A 6,571-nucleotide genomic window follows, 5' to 3' on the forward strand; every position below is an offset into this window, starting at 1 on the left:
CAGCAACTACTGCATTTGGGAAAACTAGTTTTTCACCAATTGACTCAGCCTCAGTTATAGGTAATGTACGATACAATAAGGAGGAGCCTGTGGATTATGTTCTCATCGGGGCGGATAATGAAGAAGGCACTGTTGCAAAGATTAGATAGCTGATACGCTTTGCTGATGATTTCGTCAGATGTGCTCATTATGAACCCATTTAAAGGTCGCCATTTCACCCACGTCATCATCCTTTGGGCTGTTCGCTGGTACTGTAAATACGGTATCAGTTATCGCGAACTGCAGGGAGATGTTGGCCGAACGGAGCGTTAACGTTGACCACACCACAATTTACCGCTGGGTTCAGCACTATGCACCAGAGATGGAAAAGCGCCTGCGCTGGTATTGGCGAAACCCTTCTGACCTGAGCCCGTGGCACGTTGACGAAACCTATGTGAAAGTCAACGGCCGGTGGGCCTATCTGTACCGGGCCGTCGAGGGGTTTGAGGGCCAACCGTACGAAAACGTACGGTAAGAGCGTAACCATATGATTTTAAGTCTATAAACCCGTGGCATCGTCGAGCTGGTTTACGTTGATTTCATTATCGGGTTTATTAACACCTGGAGTGCCGAAAACCGCATGGTTACTGGTGTCAACGGAAAGAGTAAACAAAACCCTCGTTTTCTTTGCTCGCCAAATCTGCTCAAAAAATGCACTTGGCGTACAGTTTCGTACGGTTGGGCTTCAGACCCCTAAACCAGATACGGCATAAGGCAGATCAACGATACAAGGGAGTATGCTATGCCCTGGTACTATGGCCGCTGGCACCGCTACAGTGAGGCAGAACGCCGCGCCTACGGCGAAGCCATGCGGGAAAAACACAGAAAAGCCTGGCACGCGAAATGGATCAGCAAACAGGGACTGAAGGAACGGCTCTGGACGGATAAGGCCATTGCGGAATTTTTAGGTAAACCCCTTAATGCCGGGCCAATTATGGCCTGGAAACGCGAAGACGTCCTGAAAACAGAAAAGAGTCCGGCGTTTAAAGCCTGGATGGTGAAGCGCCGGGCCTAGCTTATCGATCGGGGAAAGCTCCCGGAAGAACCGCAGAAAAGTGAAGATATGACAGGATTAATCAGCAGCGGCCTGAAATTACGGACCGTCTATGAAAATGAAAACGGCGAAAAGCGGTTAATTGTTTCGGTGACGGATAATGTTGTCGTCTGGAAAACGGCAGATCCGGATCTGCCTGCCGGGGCAAAGTCACAGGGCAGCGCCACACTGGCGAGTTTTCAGCGCTGGATAGTCAGTGAACATCTGGCTACAGAAGCCGAATGGGCCGCCTTCGACAGGGTAACACGTCTGCGTAAATGGGGTGTTTTGACTTAAAGAACGGTTTGTCCACCACCTCCCTCGGGTCCAGGGTGAGTAGACCTATCCGGTCACCCAGATAGGCCCCTCCGCAGAACCGGACTTGCAGAATTACCGCATCCGGCTCCCGACAGATCCGTGTCCCCACACATATTCAGCAAGAATTGAACATTGAATGTGTTTTCCATCGCGATGGATAACCCAGCATCTTCAGGATCAGTTCCAATTGTTTCCACGTCAGACGGCGACGGCCACCTTTCCGGTTGAACCATCTGAAAATTATTCGCCGGCTTTGATGGATAAACTGCTTAACTCGTCTCCGGTTATCAGAGATACCGTGATAATTTATCCAGCCTCTGACTACCCTGATGACGATATTTAGGATGAGCCTTTTGTCGGTCGTATTCATATCCTTCCAAAGGAAGTCCCTGAGTCCCTTCAATTTGGCTGCAAAACGGTCTTTTCGGCTGGTAAATTTCAGCCGCCAGAAGCCTTTTCGCGCTTTCCCCCAATAGCAGGTAAACCCCAGAAAATTGAACGTGGGCAAGCGTTTTCCCGACTGGTTGGCTCGCATTGCCGCGATGTGACCCGCCGGGATTAATTGCGATTTGTCTTCGTGCAACGCCAAGCCATACTTATTCAGTCTCTTAGGTAACACCTTATAGAAACGTTTTGCCTCTCTGGGATACTGAAAGGTAAACACCATGTCATCAGCGTACCTCACCATCTCTGCACGCCCGTGAATATGTGAATAGCTGATTTCATCAAACCATTCATCTATCACATGATGCTGGTAGATATTAGCGAGCACAGGCGACAGGATTGAACCTTGCGGGCATCCCCGATCGTTGCTGGAGACCGCTTTACCCATCATAACTGGTGCCGTTATGAGTACTTCAATCAATCTGAGGAAGCGGCGATCTGATATCTTCTTCCGAAGCAATTCCATCAACTCACTATGTGGTATCGTGTTGAAATACTTTCGGATATCGATTTCCACTACGGCACCCTTCCAGTTACTGTAGGTTTGTTGCTGTAGCGCCTTTAATGCCGCATGACAATTTAACCCCGACCGAAAACCGTAGGAGCAGGGCATAAACAGCGGTTCATAAATCCGGCTGAGGATATCACTGACCGCAAGCTGGACAAATTTATCCTCTGTGCACGAAATCGCTAAAGGCCGTTTACTGCCGTCCTCTTTCGGGATTTCGGTGATCCGGGCAGCTTTCGGGTGATACGTTCCTCTGCGTATTCGCAGGATGAGGTTTTGAATATTCTCATCAAGGTGTTCACCATAAGCGGCTTTTGTCATGCGATCAATACCCACGGCTTTACTCCCGTCCAGCCACAGGAATTGCCCTTTCAGCATGTCACTGTTCAACAAGTGCCCTAAGTTATTGAATACCTGTTGCTTGTTACTTGCTGATTTCTCGCCTATACGCTCAAGTTTTGTTAACCATGATGGTCCGTCTTTGCTGTGTACGGTCATTGTTGCCCTCTCACGTTCGATCTGTCTGCCCGCCCTTCGCTCCACGGTCATTACTCGCTTCAACGCTACTATGACTGGCTCCGACTTCCTGATACCCGTTTCTCCGGCCTTGTGTTTTGGCACTTGTGCCCGAAATACTCATTCCATTGAGAAATATCAGGATCTCCTGGGTTCCACACTGTTCCCTACAAACTCGCCGACGTCTGCGGCGCCGGTGTGTGCTGCTAAATGGATATTCGCCAGTCTGACCCTTCAGCCGCTGTTGCCTGCGGGTCTTCCAACACCATCGGCACACACAACTAGAGGGATTTCGGAGCTATCACGTTCATCATTTGATTTCGGCTCGAATGTTTCGCTGTCTACGCTTCGTCTCCTTTGTTGCCGCCGGATACGCAAGACTCGCTACGCAGCTGTCTGGCTAACCTTCTACGGCGGGTCTTTCACCCGCAAGATCAGTGCAGCTTTGCCCAGCGCACTGGAAGAACCCCCAGATCTGTAAACTTTGTGAATGCTACGAATTGTCAGTGCATTTAAATGTGTTTAAAACGCGGTAGATTGTTGCTTCGCCTAGCTTGAATTCCTTGGCTAACTGACCAATCGTGATTCCAGACAGACGACGTAGATAAATGTCATTTCGTATGGTTTCGGTTAATTTAGCAGGACGACCAAATCTGACACCATTCTCTTTCGCTTTAGCTATCCCCTCAGCTTGGCGTTCACTGCGTAAATCGTTTTCAAACTCTGCAATAGAAGCGAGCATATTGAACATAAGGCGTCCTGTTGACGTTCGGGTATCAATATTTTGATCCAGTACAACCAAATCGATATTCTCCTGCTGGAAACGGCCCGCAATTTGCGATAGGTGAACCACTGAACGGGCGAGCCGGTCTAACCTTGTGATAATCAACGTATCCTCTTCACGGAGGTAATCCATACAGGCTTGGTATTGTGGGCGGTGTGTTGTCCGGCCACTGCGTTTTTCCTGATAAATGCGTTCACATCCTGCCTGTCTTAATTTTTCCAGCTGAATGTCTAAACTCTGACCTGTTGAGCTGACACGTGCATAGCCAATTTTTGCCATAATCTATCATTATCTCTTAGACGATTTGATTAAGCACTTATGATAGGACTTTTGAACGTGTTTTGCGAAGGCTATCAAAAAGTATACTTTTTGATTGGTTAAGAATTAATCTTACATCCGATGCTGTGTGTCATTATGGCAAACAGATTGACGGTTGTGTTTTTTGTATGCCATACTGACACCAATATGAATTTATCAGCACCGTCAATAAAGGGTAACATTATGACCACTAATGCAGAGCGTAAAGATATTCGCCTGGTTGCGCGAACATCTACAGAAATACAAGAGATGATTCAAAGGGCGGCCGATTACTGCGGAGCAACTCTTTCACAATTCCTTATTGAGTCAGCAATGGATAAGGCCCGTAACGTAATTGAACGAACCGAAACATTGCATTTATCAATGTCGGGGGCGGATGCCTTGTTAGCTGCGCTGGATAATCCCCCAAAAGCAAGCAAGAAGATGCTTAAGGCGGCCCAGGATTACAAGGATGTAGTCAATGTCCATAACCATTGAAGAGATAACCCATCAACACAATCGCAAAGTGTTTGATTGTGGCATCAATGAATTAAATCAGTTCTTACAGCAGCAAGCCCGGCAGAAAACTGTAAAGCACATAGCAAAAACTTACGTGGCCTGTCGGAGTTCGGCGTTCACGACTATCATCGGTTACCATACGCTAACGGGATATTCAGTTACAGTACCGCCTGCCTGCAGAGAATATAAAAATTATCCTCATCCACTTAATGCGGTAAAACTGGCTCGACTTGCTGTGGATCGTTCGTACCAGGGACAGCGGTTAGGCGAAAAATTACTGGTAGATGCTATCTATAGAACAGTGTTGGTCGCGCAACAAATATCAGCCATTGGACTATTTGTTGATCCGATGACTCCGGAAGTCATTCCGTTTTACCAGCAGTATGAATTTTTATCCGCCGAACCCAGTGACCCTTCACGCCTGGAAATGTGGCTACCTATTAAAACCTGTATTGAGATTGCCAGTACCTTGTAGTGAGTGAACGATTGGAAAATAATAAACGTATCCAACTACTGTCAAATACCGAGGTTGAGGAACTTTATTCCCGGCCGGAGTTCAATGTTCATGAACAACAGATTTATTTCACGCTGACTCAATCTGAAAGGGTTGCTCTGTCTCAATTCAGTAATACCAAAACACGTATTTATTTCATTTTACAATTGGGTTATTTCAAAGCAAAACAGCAGTTTTTCAACTTTACATTAGACGATGTCAGCAACGACATTCAGTTTATTACAACTAGGGGTTCTACGCCGGATAATGGCATTCGGTTAAGCTTCTATGCCTGTGCGCCAAAACAGTTCCAGCGAGTTCGGGGCTGCATAGATTTTCTTGGATAGTGCCTTCCTGGTCTTAACCGTTGAGTCATTCTGCCAATTCGCATGTGTAATGAGTAGCAGTATGATTTTAGATGTGTTTTCTTTACCCCAAAGATTAGAAGAGTGAGGTTTTCTACAACCCAAAATAAACAATTTTTAAAGTTATACTTCACGTTTTTTTTACCGTTAGTTGTAGCGGCCCGCATTTAAAATATGGCGGGCTTGCATTTATCCGGTTTTTTAGCTCACATTAAGTGAAAATGAAATCGGGTTGAGGCTCATATTAACTGCAAATGAGCTTGCATTTACCTTTTTCGGCTCGCATTTCATTTCGACCGGCTCACGATAATTGCAAATTTGCGACACGAAGTTGTCTGTAGAAGTTGTTCCCACGGCGAAGACGGAGGGAACCGCCCGTATCACCGGGTGAATCTAAGGGTTTGAATAAAGAGCGACCCTGACAATGAAACGAAGCGCCGTACGGCGCGGGGCATAAATCGTGAGAAGCATGCCCTTCTGGGAGCCACACACCCCGGATGAGTGCTAGATAGCGGGTACGGTGAAGATATCTGAATCTGTGATAAAGATCGTGATTATTGACAAGCGGAAGTGGCTACCACGCTTGACCAAAAGGTAATGGAGAGGGGAAGAGTGACTATTTGCTGCGCTCTCGTGATCCACATCTCTCCCGGTCAACAACAGACACCTAACCCCGCAGACTTCACAGACGGAACGTGGAAACCCCGTATCGCTCCCCACTCCGGGGACAGTTGCCTGTAAAGGTCGCCTATGGCGGTGCGGGTTTGGGAGGTCGGAAAAAGCGAAGGCCGGGCTGTAATGGTCCGGATACGGGTTTTAACGTTACCCGACACGAAAGTGCGCCCACGTCCGACAGGTCTTACTTCGCGAGAGAGTTCGCAGAATCGTTATGAGGAGGAAAAGCAAATGACAGCAGCGGGTAAACCGGTGACTGGTGCATCCTTCGAGGCTATTCACTGGGATGTCATCAACTGGCGAACCATTGAGCAGCATGTGCGGCGACTGCAAATGCGTATCGCGAAGGCAACCCGGGAAAGGCGCTGGGGCAAGGTGAAAGCCCTGCAATGGCTCCTGACCCACGCGTACTCGGCCAAATTACTGGCAGTGCAACGCGTAACGCGCAATACTGGCCGTAACACCCCCGGTGTGGATGGCCAAATCTGGAAAACCCCCACGCAGAAACTCAAGGGTGTGCAGTCATTGCAACGGAGGGGGTATCGACCCCAACCGTTGAGGCGCATCTATATCCCCAAAA

The 6,571-nt window shown here is 47.9% G+C and carries 8 protein-coding genes and 1 pseudogene; 7 read left to right on the forward strand and 2 right to left on the reverse strand.

Annotation, left to right across the window (positions count from 1 at the left end):
• Positions 1 to 189: 189 nt before the first annotated feature.
• The 3 genes and pseudogenes from C5470_RS20935 to C5470_RS20945 all read left to right on the forward strand — a co-directional run.
• Positions 190 to 478, forward strand: a pseudogene (locus C5470_RS20935) (IS6 family transposase); the annotation flags it as partial.
• A 303-nt stretch (positions 479 to 781) separates the two neighbouring features.
• Entirely contained in the window at positions 782 to 1,054 is a 273-nt protein-coding gene (locus tag C5470_RS20940; RefSeq protein WP_166291683.1) for a hypothetical protein, read from the forward strand.
• A gap of 48 nt (positions 1,055 to 1,102) precedes the next feature.
• Entirely contained in the window at positions 1,103 to 1,369 is a 267-nt protein-coding gene (locus tag C5470_RS20945) for a hypothetical protein (RefSeq protein ID WP_166291685.1), read from the forward strand.
• A gap of 136 nt (positions 1,370 to 1,505) precedes the next feature.
• Here C5470_RS20945 and C5470_RS20950 read toward each other — a convergent pair whose 3' ends face one another.
• Both C5470_RS20950 and C5470_RS20955 read right to left on the reverse strand, forming a co-directional pair.
• Entirely contained in the window at positions 1,506 to 2,840 is a 1,335-nt protein-coding gene (locus tag C5470_RS20950; RefSeq protein WP_166291693.1) for a reverse transcriptase domain-containing protein, read from the reverse strand.
• A gap of 511 nt (positions 2,841 to 3,351) precedes the next feature.
• Positions 3,352 to 3,921: a recombinase family protein gene (locus C5470_RS20955; RefSeq protein WP_166291687.1), complete on the reverse strand. Its 570-nt coding sequence runs from the start codon at positions 3,919 to 3,921 to the stop codon at positions 3,352 to 3,354.
• 222 nt (positions 3,922 to 4,143) lie between these two features.
• Between C5470_RS20955 and C5470_RS20960 the strand changes: the two genes are divergently transcribed.
• The 4 genes from C5470_RS20960 to C5470_RS20975 all read left to right on the forward strand — a co-directional run.
• Entirely contained in the window at positions 4,144 to 4,437 is a 294-nt protein-coding gene (locus tag C5470_RS20960) for a type II toxin-antitoxin system TacA family antitoxin (protein ID WP_152962049.1), read from the forward strand.
• Positions 4,421 to 4,933: a GNAT family protein gene (locus C5470_RS20965; protein ID WP_166291689.1), complete on the forward strand. Its 513-nt coding sequence runs from the start codon at positions 4,421 to 4,423 to the stop codon at positions 4,931 to 4,933. The genes C5470_RS20960 and C5470_RS20965 overlap by 17 nt, the downstream gene beginning before the upstream one ends.
• An 11-nt stretch (positions 4,934 to 4,944) precedes the next feature.
• Positions 4,945 to 5,298, forward strand: a complete 354-nt coding sequence (locus tag C5470_RS20970; protein ID WP_166291691.1) for a DUF4158 domain-containing protein — start codon at positions 4,945 to 4,947, stop codon at positions 5,296 to 5,298.
• Between the two features lie 924 nt (positions 5,299 to 6,222).
• On the forward strand, positions 6,223 to 6,571 hold a 349-nt coding region (locus tag C5470_RS20975; protein ID WP_207627067.1), incomplete at its 3' end, for a reverse transcriptase N-terminal domain-containing protein.

The organism is Photorhabdus stackebrandtii, from assembly GCF_011189495.1.
Classification (GTDB): domain Bacteria; phylum Pseudomonadota; class Gammaproteobacteria; order Enterobacterales; family Enterobacteriaceae; genus Photorhabdus; species Photorhabdus khanii.

Excerpts from the sequence above, each read along its gene's own strand:
- C5470_RS20945 (WP_166291685.1), top strand. The coding sequence starts at position 1,103 with ATGACAGGATTAATCAGCAGCGGCCTGAAATTACGGACCGTCTATGAA.
- C5470_RS20940 (WP_166291683.1), top strand. The coding sequence starts at position 782 with ATGCCCTGGTACTATGGCCGCTGGCACCGCTACAGTGAGGCAGAACGC.
- C5470_RS20965 (WP_166291689.1), top strand. The coding sequence starts at position 4,421 with ATGTCCATAACCATTGAAGAGATAACCCATCAACACAATCGCAAAGTG.
- C5470_RS20960 (WP_152962049.1), top strand. The coding sequence starts at position 4,144 with ATGACCACTAATGCAGAGCGTAAAGATATTCGCCTGGTTGCGCGAACA.
- C5470_RS20955 (WP_166291687.1), bottom strand. The coding sequence starts at position 3,921 with ATGGCAAAAATTGGCTATGCACGTGTCAGCTCAACAGGTCAGAGTTTA.
- C5470_RS20950 (WP_166291693.1), bottom strand. The coding sequence starts at position 2,840 with ATGACCGTACACAGCAAAGACGGACCATCATGGTTAACAAAACTTGAG.